Origin of the sequence: Kocuria rhizophila DC2201 (genome assembly GCF_000010285.1) — a bacterium.
Taxonomy (GTDB): Bacteria; Actinomycetota; Actinomycetes; order Actinomycetales; family Micrococcaceae; genus Kocuria; species Kocuria rhizophila_A.
The window spans coordinates 1,810,230-1,826,304 of the sequence record NC_010617.1 but is presented as its reverse complement, the minus strand read 5'-3'; the positions used below and the strand labels follow the sequence as shown (position 1 = coordinate 1,826,304).

Below are 16,075 nucleotides of genomic sequence, written 5' to 3'. Positions count from 1 at the left end.
CCCGCGGCGCACCCGGACGATGGATTCCTCGTTCCTCGCGGGCTCGGGCCTCGACACCGCTGCCCCCGGCCTGCTCGCGCTGCTGGCCCTCACCGGGCTCGCGGCGGGGTTCATCGACGCCGTGGTGGGTGGCGGCGGGCTGCTGCAGCTCCCCGCGACCCTCATGGTCCCCGGGCTCACCCCCGTGCAGGCGCTGGCCACCAACAAGATGGGCTCGGTGTTCGGCACGGCCACCTCGGCGCTCACGTTCTACCGTCGCGTGCGACCGGACCTGCGCACCGCCCTGCCCATGGCGGCGGTGGCGTTCGCGGCCGCGGGGGCGGGTGCCGCGGTGGCCGCGGCCCTGCCCGCCTCGGTGTTCAAACCGGTGATCGTGGTGGCGCTGGTGGCCGTGCTCGTCTTCACGGTCCTCCGCCCGTCCATGGGGCGCCTGACCCGGCTGCGCCACTCCGGCGCCCGGCACCACGGTCGGGCCGCGGCACTGGGAGCCCTCATCGGCTTCTACGACGGCGTGATGGGCCCGGGTACGGGCTCGTTCCTGATCATCGGGCTGGTGTCCGTGCTGGGCTACAGCTTCCTGGCCGCGAGCGCCAAGGCGAAGATCGTGAACCTGGCCACCAACCTGGGTGCCATTGCGGTGTTCGCCGCGCACGGCTCGGTGCTGTGGGGCCTGGGGCTCGTGCTCGGGCTGAGCAACATGGCCGGCGGGTACGTGGGCGCCCGCACCGCGGTGGCCCGGGGCAGCGGGTTCATCCGCGGTGTGTTCTTCGCGGTCGTGGCCGTGCTGATCGTCAAGCTCGGCTGGGACGTCCTCCGGGGCCGCTGAGGCCGTTCGACCGCGCTCGCAGTGTGGCCCGCATTCTTCGCGCAGCGCGGGGACGCACCGCATCCGGCCCTGTTCGCACCGCGCCCCGCCGGTCGTCGCCCTCCCGCCGGTCCGCGTCGAGCGCGGCACGTCCGCGACCCGGGGAGGCCGCAGTCTTCCCGGTCAGCTCCGACCCGGCAGGGCGGGCACGGGGGCGCGGGGCGCGAGCGCCTGTCCCGCGCGGGCCGTCTCGCGCAGCGCCGTGACGAGCCACGCACGGTCCCCGGACGACGACGCCGCCACGGCCGCCACGAGCGCGTCGCCCGCCTCGTGCTGCGTGCCGCCCACGGCCTGGGCGGGCTCCCGCTCCAAGCCTGCAGGCAGCCGGTACCAGCCCCGCGCGGGCGGGGGATCGCACGCGAGCAGGGCGGTCGCGGCGGGGGAGGCCAGGGACCGCTCCGTACTGCTTCTCACCGATGCGACCGTCTCTGCCGCGGTGGCGTCCTGGGCGTCCAAGCGGGCGCTGGCCGCCTCGGCCGTGTATCCCGAGCGGTCGAGGGCCGTGACCGCCGCGAGCACCTCGGTCGTGCACGTCGGGGCGCCCTGGGCGTCGCCGTCGGTGTTCCCGGTGCTGCCGTTCGCCGCGTCGCTGTCATCCGCGCCCCCCGGGGTGCTCCGGGTGGCGTCCCCCGCATCGGCGGCGGTCGATCCTGAGCCGGGGCCGGACGCCGCGGCGGCTGCCGCATCCTCGGGGGCCGTGATGGTGTCGTTCGGCGCCGGCGTGTCCTCAGGGCTCGTCAGCGAGCCGCGGGAGCCGCTGTCCGGGGACCCGCCGCGCTCGGACTGCTCGGCAGCCCACCAGGAGGCGGCCACCGCCGCGACCGTCGCGGCCAGTTCGGGGTCTCGCGCGGTCATGGCGAGGCGCCCCATCCGGTCGGCGGCGTCCGCGAGGTCCCGGGGCGGCCCACCGGTTCCTCCGCGCTCGTCGAGCCGCCGCTGCTGCGCGGGGGACGCCGCGGGGCCGAGGGCGTCGAGCTGCCGGGCCAGGGCGTCGTCGGGCAGCCACCGGGGGTCGGGGTGCAGCTCGGCGCGCACGGCGGTGACCGTGGCGCGCGCGGAGAGGCGGGCGGCGTCGTCGTCGGACACCGGGCGCCACAAAGCCCACGCGCCGGCCGCGAGCACGAGCACCAGGAGCACGGCGAGCACCAGGGCCGTGAGACGCGCGGCACGCGGTGGCGCCGAGGGCGGACGAGGGCTCACGAATTCCTCCGGGGGACGGGTCTGCACCATGATAGGGACCGCGACCGACCCGCACACGCGGCCACGAGACCCAGGAGAAGAGGACGCATGAGTTCCGAGCACCACGCACCCATCCGCGCGACCGTCGAACCGGTGGTGGCGGCCGCCGGGCTGCACCTCGAGGAGTGCGAGCTGAAGGGGCAGGGGGCCACCCGCACGCTGCAGGTCCTCGTGGACCTCCCGGACGGCACCGAGGCCCTCGGGCTGGACCGCGTGGCCGCGGTGGCCCAGGAGATCTCCGACGCGCTGGACCGCGACGACCCCGTTCCCGGCCCGCCCTACGAGCTCGAGGTCTCCTCGCCCGGTGCCACCCGGACGCTCGAGACGCCGCGGCACTGGAGGCGCACCGTGGGCCACCTCGTGCGGATCCGCACGCTCGAGGGGGAGCGCTACACCGCCCGCCTGCTCGAGGCCCACGAGGACCACGCGGTGGTCCAGCGCTCCCACCAGCCGAAGAAGGGGATGCCCGTGAAGCTGCTGGACCCGGAGCGCGTGGACTACGCGTCGATCCGCACCGCGCGGTCCGAGGTGGAGAACTGACGTCCCCGCGGGGATGTACCATTGCCCACAAGAGAACATGACCACACAGCCATGCAGCAGCGCACCGCACACTCCCGTGCGGCGCGCTGTTTGGTTCCCGGGGGCAGCCAGGCCCGCAGACCCGGCGTGGCGGGACGGAAGGCCGGACACATGGACATCGACATGAGCACCCTGCGACTGCTCGAGCGCGAGCGGGACATCCCCGTGGACGTGTTGATCCCCACCATCGAGCAGGCGCTGCTGCTGGCCTACATGCGCTCGCCGGGGGCCATCGACGGCGCCCGCGCCGAGGTGGAGCGCCGCACCGGCCACGTGACCATCTGGGCCCCGGAGCTCGACGAGCAGGACCAGCGCATCGGCGAGTTCGACGACACCCCCTCCGGTTTCGGGCGGATCGCCGCGGCCACCGCCCGCCAGGTGATCCTGCAGAAGCTGCGGGACGTCGAGGACGACAACGTCCTGGGCCACTTCAAGGGCCGCGAGGGCGAGCTGGTCTCCGGGCAGATCCAGCAGGGCAACAACCCCAGGATGGTCCAGGTGAACCTGGGCACGGTGGAGGGCCTGCTGCCCCCGCACGAGCAGGTCCCCGGGGAGACCTACCGCCACGGCGACCGCATCCGCGCGTTCGTGGTGGAGGCCAAGCGCGGCTTCAAGGGACCGTCCATCACGCTCTCCCGCTCCCACCCGGACCTCGTGCGCCGGCTGTTCGAGATGGAGGTCCCCGAGATCGCGGACGGCTCCGTGGAGATCGTCACCCTGGCGCGTGAGGCCGGGCACCGCACCAAGATGGCCGTGGAGGCCCGCCGCCCAGGTGCCAACGCCAAGGGCGCGTGCATCGGGGACATGGGCTCGCGCGTGCGCGCGGTCATGAACGAGCTGGGGGAGGAGAAGATCGACATCATCGACTTCTCGCAGGACCCGGCCGAGTTCATCGGCAACGCGCTGTCCCCGGCGCGCGTCTCGCGCGTGGTGGTGCTCGACGACGCCGCCCGCTCGGCGCGCGCGGTGGTCCCCGACTCCCAGCTCTCGCTGGCCATCGGCAAGGAGGGGCAAAACGCCCGACTCGCCGCCCGGCTGACGGGCTGGAAGATCGACATCGTCCCCGAATCCCGCGCAACGGACCGCTGAGACCCGCGGGATTCGGGGGATCGGCGCCCCGCGCGCTAGACTGTGCTCTGATCAGGTGGACCATCTGCCGTGATCGTGCGCGCTCCGGCGCCGGACGGTCCACGGGGATGGCACACGAGGAGCAGGCATGAGCACCACGAGCCGTCGCACCTGCGTGGGTTGTCGCGCCGTGACGTCCCCCGATCAACTCGTCCGCGTGACGACGGAGAGCACCGCAGCCGGCCCCCGGGTCGTCGTGGATCTCCGGCGCCAGTTGGGAGGCCGTGGGGCCTGGGTGCACGCCACCCCCCGCTGCGTCGACCTCGCGATCCGGAAACGGGCCTTCAACCGCTCGTTCCGCACCGCGGTCAGCGCACAGGGCCTCATGGAACAGCTCCGCGTGCTCCTGCCCGTGCAGGAGCACGAACACCAGGAAAGCGAGTCAGAAGACCATGGAAAACCGATGAGTGCCGGCCGATGAGTACCTCCACGTACTCACCCCGCAGCCGTGCAGGACACCCGCGCACCGCGCCCGTGTCCGGCGGCGGCTTCAACGGAAGATAAACGGTTCGTACCTGTGTCGGTGCGGACCGAGACAGGAGAACAGTGGCCAAGCCCCGTGTCCACGAGCTCGCGAAAGAGCTCGGAATCACGTCCAAGGAAGCAATTTCCAAACTTCAGGAACTCGGTGAGTTCGTCCGTGGCGCCTCGTCCACGGTGGAACCGCCCGTAGCCAAGAAGCTGCGCACCGCGTTCCCGGCCGGCGGCGACAGCGCCCCGGCCGCCAAGCCCGCGGCCAAGGCCCCCGCCCAGGGTGTCAAGAAGCCCGCCGCGGCCGGTCCCAAGCCCGGCGCCAAGGCACCCGCCAAGCCCGCCGCGTCCGGCAACGCCGCCCGGGCCGAGAAGCCCGCGGCGTCCGAGGCCCCCAAGGCCGCGGCTGCGTCGTCGGAGGCGCCGAAGTCCGCCGCACCGCAGCAGGGCACAGCGCCCGCCGCGGCGTCGGAGTCCTCCGCGCCCGGGACCCCCGCGAGCAGCGCTCCCCGTCCCGGGGGTGCCACTCCCGGTCCGCGCAAGAGCCCCGCGCCCGGCGCCAAGCCCGGCCAGTCCGCTCCCCGCCCCGGAAACAACCCGTTCGCCTCGCAGCAGGGGATGGGCCGCTCCGAAGGCGGCGCGCAGCGCGGCGGTCCTCGCCCCGGTGGCCAGCAGCGCTCCGGCAAGCCCGGCGCCCCGCGCCCCGGCAACAACCCGTTTGCGGCCCAGCAGGGCATGCGCTCGGCCAACTCCGGCCAGGGCGGCCCCCGTCCGGGCGGTCCCCGTCCCGGTGGTCCGCGCCCCGCGCAGTCGGGCCAGGGCGGTCCGCGTCCCGGCGCTCCTCGCACGGGTGCGCCCCGGCAGGGTCAGGGCGGCCCCCGTCCCGGTGGTCCGCGCCCCTCGCCCAACATGATGCCCGGCCAGACCACGAGCGTGGCGCCGATCGGCAGCCGTCCGGCTCCGGGCAGCGGTCCGCGCCGCGGTGGCGGCCCCGGTGGTGGACCCGGCGGCGGCGGTGGCTTCCGCGGCCGCGGCGGCCGTGGCGGTACCCAGGGTGCCTTCGGTCGCGGCGGAGCCCGCGGCAAGCACCGCAAGTCGAAGCGGGCGAAGCGCCAGGAGCTCGAGCAGATGAGCGCACCCGCCGTCGGCGGTGTGTCGGTGCCGCACGGTGACGGCAGCACGGTCGTGCGCCTGCGCCGCGGTGCCTCGCTCATGGACTTCGCGGAGAAGATCAACGCCAACCCGGCCTCGCTGGTGACCGTGCTGATCCACCTCGGTGAGATGGCCACGCAGACCCAGTCCCTGGACGAGGAGACGTTCCAGCTGCTGGGGGCCGAGCTCGGCTACCAGATCCAGGTGGTGTCCCCGGAGGACGAGGAGCGCGAGCTGCTCGAGTCCTTCGACATCGACCTCGACGCCGAGCTGGAGGCCGAGGGCGAGGACGTCCTCGCACCGCGGCCCCCGGTCGTCACGGTCATGGGCCACGTGGACCACGGTAAGACTCGCCTGCTGGACGCGATCCGCAACACCAAGGTGATCGAGGGTGAGGCCGGCGGCATCACCCAGCACATCGGTGCGTACCAGATCTCCACCGAGGTGGACGGCCAGGAGCGCCTGATCACCTTCATCGACACCCCGGGCCACGAGGCGTTCACCGCCATGCGTGCCCGTGGTGCCCAGGTCACGGACATCGCCGTGCTGGTGGTGGCCGCGGACGACGGCGTCATGCCGCAGACCGTGGAGGCGCTGAACCACGCGCAGGCCGCGAACGTGCCGATCGTCGTCGCCGTGAACAAGGTGGACAAGCCGGACGCCAACCCGGACAAGATCCGCGGCCAGCTCACCGAGTACGGTCTCGTGCCCGAGGAGTACGGCGGCGACACCATGTTCGTGGACGTCTCGGCGCGCGAGAACCTGAACATCGACGAGCTGCTGGACGCGATCGTGCTGACCGCGGACGGTGCCCTGGAGCTGCAGGCCACCCCGGACAAGAACGCCCGCGGCGTGGCCATCGAGGCGAACCTGGACAAGGGCCGAGGCGCGGTGTGCACCGTGCTGGTCCAGTCCGGCACGCTGAAGGTTGGCGACTCGATCGTCGCCGGCGCGGCGTACGGCCGTGTCCGCGCGATGTTCGACGAGATGGGCCGCACCGTGGAGGCGGCCACGCCGTCCCGCCCGGTGCAGGTGCTGGGTCTGTCCACCGTGCCGCGCGCCGGTGACACGTTCCTGGCCACCCAGGAGGAGCGCACCGCCCGCCAGATCGCCGAGAAGCGTGAGGCCGCGGACCGCAACGCCCAGCTGGCCAAGCGCCGCAAGCGCATCACGCTGGAGTCCTTCGACGAGGCCGTGGCCGAGGGCAAGATCGACACCCTCAACCTCATCATCAAGGGCGACGTGTCCGGTGCCGTGGAGGCGCTCGAGGACTCGCTGCTCAAGATCGACGTGGGCGAGGAGGTCCAGCTGCGCGTGATCCACCGCGGCGTGGGCGCCATCACGCAGAACGACGTGAACCTGGCCACGGTGGACAACGCCGTGATCATCGGCTTCAACGTCCGCCCTGCCGAGCGCGTCACGGAGCTCGCGGACCGCGAGGGCGTGGAGATGAAGTTCTACTCCGTCATCTACAACGCCATCGACGAGGTCGAGAGCGCGCTCAAGGGCATGCTCAAGCCGGAGTACGAGGAGGTGGAGCTCGGCACCGCCGAGATCCGCGAGGTGTTCCGCTCCTCCAAGTGGGGCAACATCGCCGGTGCCTACGTCACCAAGGGCCTCATCCGCCGCAACGGCAAGGCCCGCCTGGTGCGCGACGGCAACGTGGTGCAGGACAACCTCAGCATCGACTCGCTGCGCCGCTTCAAGGACGATGCCACCGAGGTGCGGGAGGGCTACGAGTGCGGTATCGGGCTCGGCTCCTTCAACGACATCCACGAGGGTGACATCATCGAGACCTGGGAGATGCGCGAGAAGCCGCGCGACTGACCGGCTCGACCGGCCGCCGTGCCCCGCGTGGGCGCGGCGGCCGGACCATTCGGGAGTCAGCGGTGCCCGGGGAACCCGCACGGGGTCCCCGGGCACCGCTCTCCCACCGTGGTCCGCCTCCCGGGGCGGACCGCACCGGACGGGGCACTTCCGCGTGACCCGTCGCCAGCAGGACGCAGCGCCCGGCGCTGCCAGCAGACGAGGAGTTCCACCATGGCCGACGCCGCACGCGCCGCACGACTGGCCGACCGCATCAAGGTGATCGTGGCCCAGGCGCTCGAACGCCGGGTCAAGGACCCGCGCCTCGGGTTCGTCACCGTCACCGACGCGCGGGTCACCAACGACCTGCAGCACGCCACGCTCTACTACACCGTGTACGGGGACGAGGAGCAGCGGGCCGACACCGCCCGCGCCCTGGAGTCCGCCAAGGGCGTCCTGCGCGCCGAGGTGGGCAAGAACATCACAGCACGGCTGACCCCCACGCTGACCTTCGTGGCCGACGAGATCCCGGCGGACGCCGCGCGGCTCGAGGAGCTGCTGCGCACCGCCCGCGAGAAGGACGCCCAGGTGGCCGAGCAGGCTCAGGGCGCGCAGTACGCCGCGGGGGAGGACGCCTACCGCACGCCGTCCGACGAGGACGACGCCGAGGGCCCCGAGTCCGCGCCGCGGGTCTGAGTCCCGTGAACGCACGACAGGACGTCCCGAGCCCGGCCCCCTCCCTGCCGAGGGTGGCCGGGCTCGTCGTCGTGGACAAGCCCCTGGGGTGGACCTCCCACGACGTCGTCGCCCGCATGCGCCGGCTCGCCGGCACCCGCAAGGTGGGGCACGCCGGCACCCTGGACCCGGCGGCGTCGGGTGTGCTGGTGATCGGGGTGGAGAAGGCCACCAAGCTGCTCACCTGGGTGACCGGCACGGACAAGACGTACCGCGCCGGGATCCGCCTGGGAGCGGCCACCGTGACCGACGACGCCGAGGGCGACGTCACGCGCACGGCCCCGCCCGAGCGGCTGGCCGGGACCACCGACGAGCAGGTTCTCGCCGCGGTCGCGCAGCTCACCGGTGAGATCCAGCAGGTGCCCTCGGCCGTGAGTGCCATCAAGGTGGACGGCAAGCGCTCCTACGCCCGCGTGCGCGGCGGCGAGGACGTCACGCTCCCGGCCCGGCCCGTGACCGTGAGCGAGTTCGCGGTGCACGGGATCCGGCGGGTCGAGGCGGCGGACGGCCAGGCCTTCATCGACGTGGACGCGACCGTGACGTGCTCGTCCGGTACCTACGTGCGTGCCCTGGCCCGGGACCTCGGGGAGGCGCTCGGCGTGGGCGGGCACCTCACGGCCCTGCGCCGCACGCGCGTGGGCACCTTCACCCTGGACCAGGCCCACACGCTCGAGGAGCTCACGGAGCAGGTGCGTTCCGGCGCCACCGTGCCCACCCTGGGCATCGCCGCCGCCGCCCGGCAGCTGTTCCCGGTGCGCGAGCTCACCGCCGCGGAGGCCACGGACCTCTCCCACGGACGACGCATCGGGCCGCACGGCACGGCCGGGAACGACGCCGCCGCGGAGCCCGCGCGCGGGCGCACCGTGGCGTGCTTCGCCCCGGACGGGACGCTCGTGGCCCTCGCGGAGGACCGCGGCGGCGCGGGGCAGCGCTACGCGACGTCCGTGCTGGGCATCGCCGCCGGCGTCACGTTCTCCCCGGCCGCCGCGGAGGCCGGCGGGGCCCAGTCACGGGCTTCCCGCGACGCGGCAGCCACGCAGCCGGGCAGCGCAGACGCCGCACCCACCGACACGTACACGACACACGGAGAGCGGGCACACGACTGATGCTGTGGGGATACGACGGATGGTTCTGGGCCGCGGTGGTCCTGGGGGTCCTCTCGTGCGCGGTCTGCCTCGTGCAGGCGCTGCGCGGGCGGGCACCGGACGACTTCTCCCAGGGCTCGGTGCTCGTGCTGGAGGCGTTCCTGCTCGTGTACTGCGTGGGCTCCGTGCTGCTGCCCCTCCTGGGGCCCTCCGCCTCAGGAAGCGTGGTCGAGTACTGGGGATACCTCCTCACCGCCCTGCTCATCCCCGCGGGCACGTTCGTGTGGTCTCTCGTGGAGCGCTCCCGGTGGTCCACGCTCATCCTCGCGGCCGCGGGCCCCGTGGTGATCGTGATGGTCTACCGCATGAACTACATCTGGTACTACCAGTGACCACGGGCGCGCCGGGGAGCGCCGGCGCGCCCTCCGCAGCGAAAGGACGATGATGGACCGCGAGTCCTCCCACAGCACCCTCCAGCAGCGCTTCGGCCGCCGCGCGGGGGACCGGCGGCACGACCGCAAGAGCTCCGGCTTCGGCCGCGTGCTCATCGTCGTGTACTGGGTCTTCTCCCTCTCCGCGGGGGTGCGCTCCCTCTACCAGCTGGCCACGGAGTTCAGCCTGGCCCCGTTGGCCATCCTGCTCTCCACGCTGTCCGCCGCGATCTACGTGGTGGCCACCGTGGCGCTGTCCCGCAACGGGGCCGGGTGGCACCGGGTGGCCACCGCGGCGGTGCTCGTGGAGCTCGTGGGCGTGCTGGGGGTCGGGCTGCTCAGCGTTGTGCACGATGACTGGTTCCCCAAGGCCAGCGTGTGGTCCGGTTTCGGGGCGGGGTACGGATACATCCCCCTGGTGCTGCCCGTTGTCGGCCTCGCCTGGCTGTGGCTGACACGGCCCTCCCGGGCGGAGCGGTAGGCTCTAGGGGTGCGCCACCACCATCCCAGAACACATCGAGGAGAACAGTGATTCGTTGGAGAAGCCTGGACGAGGTCACCCCGGGGTTCGGTCCCTCCGCGGTCACCATCGGCAACTTCGACGGTGTCCACCGGGGTCACCAGGAGGTGTTCACCCGTCTGCTGAACGCCGCGCGTGAGCGCCACGCCCGTTCCGTGGTGGTCACGTTCGATCCTCACCCGGCGCTCGTCCACCGGCCCGAGTCCCACCCCGGTCTCATCATGGGGCTCGAGGACAAGCTCGACGCCCTCGAGCGCACCGGCGTGGACGCGGTGCTCGTGCTGCCCTACAGCCTGGAGTTCTCCGAACTGAGCCCCGAGCGCTTCGTGGTGGACTACCTCGTGGACCCCCTGGGCGCCGTGGCCCTCGTGATCGGCTCGGACGTGCGCCTGGGCCGCGACAACACCGGCGATCTCAGCGCCATTCGCGAGCTGGGGCGCCAGCACGGTTTCGAGGTCGTGGTCGTGGAGGACGTCCCGGGCACCCCCTCGTCCCGCGGTGAGGACGGCCACGGCGACGAGCCCGGAACCGCGGGCCGGCGGGAGGACCGCCGCTGCTCGTCCACGTGGGTGCGTTCGTGCCTCGAGGCCGGGGACATCGCGGGTGCCGCCCGTCTGCTGGGGCGCCCGCACCGGATGCGCGGGGAGGTTGTGCACGGCGCGGCCCGCGGCCGGGAGCTCGGTTTCCCCACCGCCAACCTCGCCCCCGAGGCCACCGGTTTCATCCCCGCGGACGGTGTGTACGCCGGGTGGCTCGTGGACCAGGACGGCACCCGCTGGCCCACCGCCATCTCCGTGGGCTCCAACCCCACGTTCGAGGGCGTCACGCGTCAGGTGGAGGCCCACGTGATCGACCGCCCGGAGGAGGCCGTGGAGGACTTCGACCTCTACGGACAGACCGTGGTGGTGGAGTTCGTGGAGCGGCTGCGGGGCATGGTGGCCTACCGCGGCATCGACGCCCTGGTGCAGCAGATGCGCGACGACGTCAACCGCACCCGCGACATCCTGCGCACCCACCCCCGCTCGGGGGACTGACCGCGCTCAGCCTCTCTGCGCAGTGCTGTCCCTCCGTGGGACGCGCGCGAGACGGGTCGAGCAGAGCCCACGGTGGAACCGGCCGCGGGACGCACCGTCCCGCGGCCGGTTCTCTCACATCTCCTCGTGCACCGCCGGATCGAACCCGGAGCCGCTGATGCCGGTGTGCATCATGCGCAGCCGCTCCATCTGCTCGTCCGTGAGCTCCCACTCGAACACGTCGATGTTCTCCGCCATGCGCTGCGGGTTCGAGGACTTGGGGATCGGCACGATCCCGGACTGCACGTGCCAGCGCAGCACCACCTGGGCGGGGGTGCGGCCCTGCTTCCGGGCGATCTCCGCAAGCCACTCGCTCTGCAGCAGGTCGGTCTTGCGGCCCAGCGGGGACCACGCCTCGGTGAGGATCCGGTGCTCCTGGTGGAAGCGGCGCAGCGCCTCCTGCTGGTACTGCGGGTGCAGCTCCACCTGGTTCACCACGGGCATCTCACCGGTCTCGGCCTCGAGCCGGAGCAGGTGCTCCGGGAGGAAGTTGGACACGCCGATCGAGCGGACCAGGCCCTCGTCCCGCGCGGTCATCATCTCCCGCCACGTCTGCACGTACTGGTCCACGCCCGGATTGGGCCAGTGGATCATGTAGAGGTCGAGGTGGTCGGTGCCCAGGCGGGTGAGCGTGCCCTCCAGGGAACGGCGTACAGAGGCGCGCCCATGGTCCCGGCCGGGGATCTTGGACGTGAGGAACAGCTCCGAGCGGGGGATGCCGCTGCTGCGGATGCCCCGGCCCACGCCGCGCTCGTTGCCGTAGTTCACGGCGGTGTCGACCAGCCGGTAGCCGCGCCACAGCGCCTCGGGAACGAGCGCCTCGGCCTCGGCGTCGTCCATGGGGTAGGTGCCGAGCCCGAGCTGGGGGATCTCGTGCCCGTCCCGCAGCACGTGCTTGGCCACGTCCGGCACGGCGTCCTGGAGGTCCTTCTTGCTGTCACTCACGGTGTGCTCCTCGTCTTCCTCGGCCCGCGGGCCGGTCTGCGCTGTGGTGCTCCCACCCGAGACTATCCCCGGGGCCCTTGCGCCCCACGCACCGGGCGCGTCATGACCCGCGCGGCGCGGCGTCGAGCTCGGCCAGCAGCCGGAGCACGGCCAGGGCACTGATCCGGGCGACCACGTCCAGCTCCAGGTGGAACTGCTGGTCCGCGGCGGGCCCGCACAGGTCCGAGATGCTGCGCACCGCCAGGAACGGGAGGTGGTGGCTGCCGCACACCTGCGCCAGCGCGGTGCTCTCCATGTCCGTGCTCAGCGCATCGGGGAAGACCTCGCGCGTGGCACCCACGTTCTCGGCCGTGACGAAGGATCCGCCCGAGAGCATCGTGCCGTGCCACACGGCGCGGCCCTCGGGTGCCGGGACGGCCTGCGCCGCCGCGACGAGCGCGGGGGAGGAGTGGTAGCTCTCGGGCATCCCGGGCACCTGCCCCGGGACGTAGCCGAAGGCCGTGGCGTCCGCATCCGTGTAGCGGAAGTCGGTCCCGATCACGAGGTCTCCCACGTTCACGTCCGCGCGCAGCCCGCCGCAGGACCCGGCGGAGACCACGACACCGGGCTCGAACCTCTCGATCACCGCCGTGAGCGCCGACGCCGCGTTGACCAGCCCGATGCCGGTGCGCACCAGCAGCACGTGGGCGCCGTCCAGTTCGAGGGCGTGCAGCTCGGCGCCCCCCACAAGCTGGGGGGCACGGCTGCGCGCCCCGGCGAGGTCCAGCAACGGCTGGGCCTCCTCGGCCATGGCGACCACGACGGCCGGTGCGCCCACGCACGCGGTGAACAGGGCGGCGTCGTCCCTCACGAGAGCCCTCCCTGCGGTGCGGAACCGGACCGGGTGCGGTGCGCACGCGGATGGTGTGGGCGGGCGGGAACCGGGGAGACGGCCCGCGCGCGCCGGTGCGGCGGGTGCGGGGCGGTGCTGTCTGTCTGCATGCCCCCATTGTCACAGCCCGCGCAGACACCCGGAACGCACCGGTGGACCGCCGCGTGCACAGGTCACGGGCGGCGGTGCGGTGTCCGCGGGCCACATCGGCTAGGATGGTCCACGGTCTGACTGCGGTCCGTGGCGGTCGGGCCCCGGGGCACGCCCCGGACCCCGGGCGGGAATCTCACGCACCGGGCGGTCACGGTACTAACTCGAGGAGTTACCCATGGCACTGGATGCCGCGATCAAGAACCAGATCATCACCGAGTACGCGACGCACGAGGGCGACACCGGTTCGCCCGAGGTGCAGATCGCCGTTCTGTCCCGTCGGATCTCCGACCTGACCGAGCACCTGAAGATGCACAAGCACGACCACCACACCCGTCGCGGCCTCATGGCCCTGGTGGGTCGGCGTCGTCGCATGCTTGACTACCTGCGTCGCACTGACATCGCCCGCTACCGTGCGCTCATCGAGCGTCTCGGCCTGCGCAAGTGATGTGAGTCCCAGTGGTTCCCCGCGCTGCCGTTGCGGCACGCGGGGAATCACCACACCCGGCGCCGTCCGTGACGGACACCGCCGGGGCCCGCGGTGACGCGGGCCCACGGGTCCTGACCGACCCGACACCCCAGAGCGCGGGTCCGCCGGACCCGCCGCAGCAGAAACAACCTGGCTGCGCAGCCCGCCGCATGTCGCGGTCCTCGACAGTGGCCTTCGCAACGCGAGAGCGGTGCGAGCGCCTCGATCGAAGACCGGTGTGCCGCGCGGGTCGCGCAGCGCGAAGAAACGGAGGTGACCCTTGGAGGGTCCCGAGATCCAGAGTGCCGAAGCCGTCATCGACAACGGCTCCTACGGAAAGCGCGTCGTGCGCTTCGAAACCGGGCGTCTCGCCCGTCAGGCCGCCGGCTCGGCCATGGTCTACATCGACGAGGAGACCTCGATGCTCTCGGCCACGGCCGTGGGCAAGCACCCCCGCGAGGGCTTCGACTTCTTCCCGCTCACGGTGGACGTCGAGGAGCGCATGTACGCCGCGGGCCGCATCCCCGGCTCGTTCTTCCGTCGTGAGGGCCGCCCGTCCACGGACGCGATCCTCACGTGCCGCCTGATCGACCGCCCGCTGCGCCCCGCGTTCGGCAAGGGCCTGCGCAACGAGGTGCAGGTGGTCGTCACCGTCATGTCCATCGCCCCGGACGAGATCTACAACACCGTGGCGATCAACGCCGCCTCCATGTCCACCACCCTGTCCGGGATGCCCTTCCAGGGCCCCGTGGGCGGCGTGCGCATGGCCCTGATGGCCGAGGAGAACGGCGGCCACCAGTGGATCGCGTTCCCCAAGCACTCGCAGCTCGAGAACGCCGTGTTCGACATGGCCGTGGCCGGGCGCGTGGTGACCACCAAGGACGGCGGCCAGGACGTCGCCATCATGATGGTCGAGGCCGAGGCCACCGACAACGCGTGGGAGCTCATCAAGGGCCAGGGCGCGGTCGCCCCGTCCGAGGAGCTCGTGGCGGAGGGCCTCGAGGCCTCCAAGCCGTTCATCAAGGCCCTGTGCGATGCGCAGGCGGACCTCGCGGCCCGCAACCGCAAGCCCGAGCTGGACCTGCCCCGCTTCGGCGGGTTCGGGGACGACGCCGCCCAGGCCGTCGAGCAGTTCGTGGGCGAGCGCATGGCCCAGGTCTACTCGATCGCCGGCAAGCAGGAGCGCGAGGCCGCCACGGACGAGCTGCACCACGACACGCTGGCCGAGCTCACCGGTGAGGGCAAGCCCTTCGAGGGCCGCGCGGACGAGGTCAACGGTGCCTACCAGGCCCTGACCAAGCAGACCGTGCGCCAGCGCATTCTCAAGGACAAGGTGCGCATCGACGGCCGCGGGCTCACGGACATCCGCCAGCTCAGCGCCGAGGTGGACGTGCTCCCGCGCGTGCACGGCTCCGCGCTGTTCGAGCGCGGCGAGACCCAGATCATGGGTGTCACCACGCTGAACATGCTCAAGATGGAGCAGCAGATCGACTCGCTGTCCCCGGTCAAGCACAAGCGCTACATCCACCACTACAACTTCCCGCCGTACTCCACGGGCGAGACCGGCCGCGTGGGCTCGCCCAAGCGCCGCGAGATCGGCCACGGCGCCCTCGCGGAGCGCGCGATCACCCCGGTGCTGCCCTCGCGCGAGGAGTTCCCCTACGCGATCCGCCAGGTCTCCGAGGCGCTGGGCTCCAACGGCTCCACGTCCATGGGTTCCGTGTGTGCGTCCACGCTGGCGCTGTACAACGCCGGTGTGCCGCTGCGCGCCCCGGTGGCGGGCATCGCCATGGGCCTGGTCTCGGACACCGTGGACGGCGAGGTCCAGTACGCGGCCCTGACCGACATCCTCGGTGCCGAGGACGCCCTGGGCGACATGGACTTCAAGGTCGCCGGCACCCGTGAGTTCGTCACGGCCATCCAGCTGGACACCAAGCTCGACGGCATCCCCGCCTCGGTGCTTGCCTCCGCGCTGACCCAGGCCCGCGAGGCGCGCCTCTACATCCTGGACGTGCTGACGTCCGCGATCGACGCGCCGGACGAGATGAGCGAGTTCGCCCCGCGCGTGATCTCCGTGACCGTCCCCGTCTCCAAGATCGGCGAGGTCATCGGCCCCAAGGGCAAGATGATCAACCAGATCCAGGAGGACACCGGAACCGACATCTCCATCGAGGACGACGGCACCGTGTACATCGGCGCCACTGACGGCCCGTCCGCGGAGGCCGCGCGCTCGGCGATCAACGCGATCGCCAACCCGCAGGTCCCCGAGGTGGGCGAGCGCTACCTGGGCACCGTGGTCAAGACCACCACGTTCGGTGCGTTCGTGTCCCTGACCCCCGGCAAGGACGGTCTGCTGCACATCTCCGAGATGCGCCAGCTCAACGACGACAAGCGCGTCAACGAGGTGGACGACGTCCTCTCTGTGGGCCAGAAGGTCCAGGTGGAGATCACCAAGGTGGACGACCGCGGCAAGCTCTCGCTCGCCCCGGTGGTGGCCGGCTCCGACTCGGACGCCGCGTCCGACGACGAGAACTGAGCAGAGGTCACCCACACCAC

The 16,075-nt window shown here is 72.4% G+C and carries 15 protein-coding genes; 12 read left to right on the top strand and 3 right to left on the bottom strand.

The window, feature by feature from the left end; translation table 11 throughout:
* Window positions 1-19: 19 nt before the first annotated feature.
* Complete coding sequence (locus tag KRH_RS07920; protein WP_012398677.1) at window positions 20-826, top strand: sulfite exporter TauE/SafE family protein; 807 nt, start codon at window positions 20-22, stop codon at window positions 824-826.
* Window positions 827-988: 162 nt separating this feature from the next.
* Here KRH_RS07920 and KRH_RS07915 read toward each other — a convergent pair whose 3' ends face one another.
* Window positions 989-2,065: a hypothetical protein gene (locus tag KRH_RS07915; RefSeq protein WP_012398676.1), complete on the bottom strand. Its 1,077-nt coding sequence runs from the start codon at window positions 2,063-2,065 to the stop codon at window positions 989-991.
* An 87-nt stretch (window positions 2,066-2,152) separates the two neighbouring features.
* On the opposite strand from KRH_RS07915, the gene rimP reads away from it, so the two are divergent.
* The 9 genes from rimP to KRH_RS07870 all read left to right on the top strand — a co-directional run bounded on the left by rimP (window position 2,153) and on the right by KRH_RS07870 (window position 11,045).
* Complete coding sequence (gene rimP / locus KRH_RS07910) at window positions 2,153-2,644, top strand: ribosome maturation factor RimP (RefSeq protein ID WP_012398675.1); 492 nt, start codon at window positions 2,153-2,155, stop codon at window positions 2,642-2,644.
* 150 nt (window positions 2,645-2,794) lie between these two features.
* Window positions 2,795-3,772: a transcription termination factor NusA gene (gene nusA, locus KRH_RS07905; protein ID WP_012398674.1), complete on the top strand. Its 978-nt coding sequence runs from the start codon at window positions 2,795-2,797 to the stop codon at window positions 3,770-3,772.
* Between the two features lie 127 nt (window positions 3,773-3,899).
* Window positions 3,900-4,232: a YlxR family protein gene (locus KRH_RS07900; protein WP_012398673.1), complete on the top strand. Its 333-nt coding sequence runs from the start codon at window positions 3,900-3,902 to the stop codon at window positions 4,230-4,232.
* A 125-nt stretch (window positions 4,233-4,357) separates the two neighbouring features.
* Window positions 4,358-7,261: a translation initiation factor IF-2 gene (gene infB, locus KRH_RS07895; protein ID WP_012398672.1), complete on the top strand. Its 2,904-nt coding sequence runs from the start codon at window positions 4,358-4,360 to the stop codon at window positions 7,259-7,261.
* A gap of 213 nt (window positions 7,262-7,474) precedes the next feature.
* Window positions 7,475-7,936 carry a 30S ribosome-binding factor RbfA gene (gene rbfA / locus KRH_RS07890; protein WP_012398671.1) on the top strand — a complete coding sequence of 154 codons (462 nt, stop codon included), beginning with the start codon at window positions 7,475-7,477 and terminating at the stop codon, window positions 7,934-7,936.
* A gap of 5 nt (window positions 7,937-7,941) precedes the next feature.
* Complete coding sequence (truB, locus tag KRH_RS07885; RefSeq protein ID WP_012398670.1) at window positions 7,942-9,081, top strand: tRNA pseudouridine(55) synthase TruB; 1,140 nt, start codon at window positions 7,942-7,944, stop codon at window positions 9,079-9,081.
* The gene (locus tag KRH_RS07880; RefSeq protein WP_012398669.1) at window positions 9,081-9,452 is read left to right on the top strand and encodes a hypothetical protein; all 372 of its coding nucleotides are present in this window, start codon (window positions 9,081-9,083) and stop codon (window positions 9,450-9,452) included. Before truB ends, KRH_RS07880 begins: the two co-directional genes overlap by 1 nt.
* A 49-nt stretch (window positions 9,453-9,501) precedes the next feature.
* Window positions 9,502-9,972: a hypothetical protein gene (locus KRH_RS07875; protein ID WP_012398668.1), complete on the top strand. Its 471-nt coding sequence runs from the start codon at window positions 9,502-9,504 to the stop codon at window positions 9,970-9,972.
* Window positions 9,973-10,019: 47 nt separating this feature from the next.
* A complete protein-coding gene (locus tag KRH_RS07870; protein WP_012398667.1) occupies window positions 10,020-11,045 on the top strand; it encodes a bifunctional riboflavin kinase/FAD synthetase in 1,026 nt (341 codons plus the stop codon).
* 114 nt (window positions 11,046-11,159) lie between these two features.
* Here KRH_RS07870 and KRH_RS07865 read toward each other — a convergent pair whose 3' ends face one another.
* Both KRH_RS07865 and mtnN read right to left on the bottom strand, forming a co-directional pair.
* Entirely contained in the window at window positions 11,160-11,924 is a 765-nt protein-coding gene (locus tag KRH_RS07865; RefSeq protein ID WP_413462932.1) for an aldo/keto reductase, read from the bottom strand.
* 205 nt (window positions 11,925-12,129) lie between these two features.
* Entirely contained in the window at window positions 12,130-12,879 is a 750-nt protein-coding gene (gene mtnN / locus KRH_RS07860) for a 5'-methylthioadenosine/S-adenosylhomocysteine nucleosidase (protein ID WP_226905864.1), read from the bottom strand.
* 349 nt (window positions 12,880-13,228) lie between these two features.
* On the opposite strand from mtnN, the gene rpsO reads away from it, so the two are divergent.
* Together rpsO and KRH_RS07850 are read left to right on the top strand one after the other, a co-directional pair.
* Complete coding sequence (gene rpsO, locus KRH_RS07855) at window positions 13,229-13,498, top strand: 30S ribosomal protein S15 (protein WP_012398664.1); 270 nt, start codon at window positions 13,229-13,231, stop codon at window positions 13,496-13,498.
* A gap of 301 nt (window positions 13,499-13,799) precedes the next feature.
* Window positions 13,800-16,055 (top strand): polyribonucleotide nucleotidyltransferase, encoded by a 2,256-nt coding sequence (locus KRH_RS07850; RefSeq protein WP_012398663.1) that lies wholly within the window; start codon window positions 13,800-13,802, stop codon window positions 16,053-16,055.
* Window positions 16,056-16,075: the final 20 nt, after the last annotated feature.

Coding starts and splice junctions, on each gene's coding strand:
- KRH_RS07920 (WP_012398677.1), top strand. CDS start 20: ATGGATTCCTCGTTCCTCGCGGGCTCGGGCCTCGACACCGCTGCCCCC.
- rimP (WP_012398675.1), top strand. CDS start 2,153: ATGAGTTCCGAGCACCACGCACCCATCCGCGCGACCGTCGAACCGGTG.
- nusA (WP_012398674.1), top strand. CDS start 2,795: ATGGACATCGACATGAGCACCCTGCGACTGCTCGAGCGCGAGCGGGAC.
- KRH_RS07900 (WP_012398673.1), top strand. CDS start 3,900: ATGAGCACCACGAGCCGTCGCACCTGCGTGGGTTGTCGCGCCGTGACG.
- rbfA (WP_012398671.1), top strand. CDS start 7,475: ATGGCCGACGCCGCACGCGCCGCACGACTGGCCGACCGCATCAAGGTG.
- KRH_RS07880 (WP_012398669.1), top strand. CDS start 9,081: ATGCTGTGGGGATACGACGGATGGTTCTGGGCCGCGGTGGTCCTGGGG.
- KRH_RS07875 (WP_012398668.1), top strand. CDS start 9,502: ATGATGGACCGCGAGTCCTCCCACAGCACCCTCCAGCAGCGCTTCGGC.
- KRH_RS07865 (WP_413462932.1), bottom strand. CDS start 11,924: ATGGACGACGCCGAGGCCGAGGCGCTCGTTCCCGAGGCGCTGTGGCGC.
- rpsO (WP_012398664.1), top strand. CDS start 13,229: ATGGCACTGGATGCCGCGATCAAGAACCAGATCATCACCGAGTACGCG.